This window comes from Halorubrum sp. SD612 (assembly GCF_002135005.1).
On sequence record NZ_NEWI01000240.1, the window covers coordinates 993 to 2,869 of the forward strand.

Sequence of the window (1,877 nt, forward strand, 5' to 3'; positions counted from 1 at the left end):
GCGGGGGAGCACCTGCCCTGCGACGGACGTCCGGACCGGGTGTCGCGGATCTGACGCTGCTCTTCGGTGAGCGTGAACTCCATACACCGGGGTTCGACCGGGCGGACTTAGCCGTTTCCACACGGTTGTACACGGGTCGGCTGTTCGTCGGAGCCGGCGGCGGCTGAGTCGTGCGGTTTCGGTCCCTCGCCCCGCCAGCGACGACCGGCGGACGTTCCACGAGGGTTTTTATGCGTTGTGCCGTAAACACTGGCAACTGAATGAGCGGACGAGAACACGGCCCCGGAGAGGCCGACCTCGCGTGGTGTCACGAGGCGGTCCAGGGGGTCTCGCGGACCTTCGCGCTGACTGTCGACGTGTTAGAGGAGCCGATGGCGTCGCAGATCTGCGTCGGCTACCTCCTCTGTCGCGTCGCCGACACGGTGGAAGACGCCGGCCACATCCCGCCGGACGCCCAGAGCGACGTGTTGCGGACGTACCGGCGGGCGATCGACCCGGACGACGCGACCGACATCGGCGCGTTCCGCGAGGCGGTCGACGAGTGGCTGCCAGCCGAGCGAGACGAGGACTGGACCGTCGTCGCCGAGGCGCCCACGATCGCCGCGACCTTCGAGGAGCTCGACCCCGAGGCGCAGGAAGCGATCGTCCCCCCGGTGTTGGAGATGGTCGACGGCATGGCGATGTTCGTCGACCGCCACGCCACCGAGGGCGGGCTCCGCATCGACGACCGCGACGAGTTAGAGCAGTACTGCTACTACGCGGCCGGCACCGTCGGCAACCTCATCACGAACCTCCTCACCCGCGGCGACGTCGCCGAGGAGCGCGCGAAGCGCCTGCGCGAGACAGCCGAGGAGTTCGGCCTCCTCCTCCAGCTCGTCAACGTCTCGAAGGACGTGTACGACGACTACACCGAGGAGAACAACGTCTACCTCCCCGCGGAGTGGCTGGAGGCCGAGGGCGTCGACCAGGAGCGCGTCGTCCACCCCGAGAACCGCGAGTCGTCCGCCCGGGTCGTCGGCCGCACCGCCGACTACGCCCGCTCGTTCCTCGACGACGCGCAGGCGTACCTGGAGACGATGCCGCTCTCGAACGGGAACACGATGGAGGCGTGGACCGTCCCGTACCTGCTCGCGGTCGGCACCCTCCGCGAGCTCGGGGCGCGCCCGGAGGACGCGCTCACCGAGACCGGCGTGAAGGTGTCCAGACAGGAGGTGTTCGCGGTGATGTCCGCCGCGAGCGGCGTCGGCCGCGACTCGCTCGCCGAGCTGCGGCAGACCATCGCGCGGACCCCGTTCCACCGCGCGGTCGGCTCGGCGGACTGAGCGACGCCGGACGCCGCCCGCGTTCCCCGTCCGACTCCCCCGCTCGGCTTTTCGACCCGACCGCTCACAGCCGCGACCGCGCCCGCGACACCGCGGGGACGCGGACGCCGGTCGTCTCCCCGAGCGCCTCGGCCGCGCTCAGCAGCCACTCGGCGCGCTCGACGCGGGAGTCGAGGTCGCCGGGGCCGATCCGGTAGCGCTCGACCAGTTCCTCGACGGTCGCCCCGCCGATCCACTCGTCTAAGATGCGCGCCGTCTTCACCGACTCCAGCCACCCCTCGAAGTCGTCCGGCTCCGTCATGTCCGTGGTGAGGTGCGCGGCGTTGGCGCGCGCGAACTGGTAGACGTCGGCGCGCTCGGCGTTGCCGAGGTAGGTGTCCTGCATGTCCGGCGTGTCGCAGATCACCTCGAAGGCGGTGAGCGTCGTCGCCGCCGGCAGGTCGGCCGCGGCCCGAAGCCCCTCGACGATCCGCTCGCCGGTCTCCGGCCGGACGTACTGCTTCGAGGTGGTCTCCCCGACGGCCGTCGCGACGAGCCGATAGTCCTCGACCCCGC

At 70.9% G+C, this 1,877-nt stretch carries 1 protein-coding gene and 1 pseudogene; one reads left to right on the top strand and one right to left on the bottom strand.

Annotated elements, in window-relative coordinates:
- The first annotated feature begins 260 nt into the window (after positions 1 to 260).
- On the top strand, positions 261 to 1,322 hold the full coding sequence (locus B9G38_RS15775) for a phytoene/squalene synthase family protein (RefSeq protein ID WP_086221005.1): 1,062 nt from the start codon (positions 261 to 263) through the stop codon (positions 1,320 to 1,322).
- A gap of 64 nt (positions 1,323 to 1,386) precedes the next feature.
- Here the strand turns inward: B9G38_RS15775 and B9G38_RS15780 are convergent.
- Positions 1,387 to 1,877 (bottom strand): annotated as a pseudogene (locus B9G38_RS15780) (DEAD/DEAH box helicase); the annotation flags it as partial.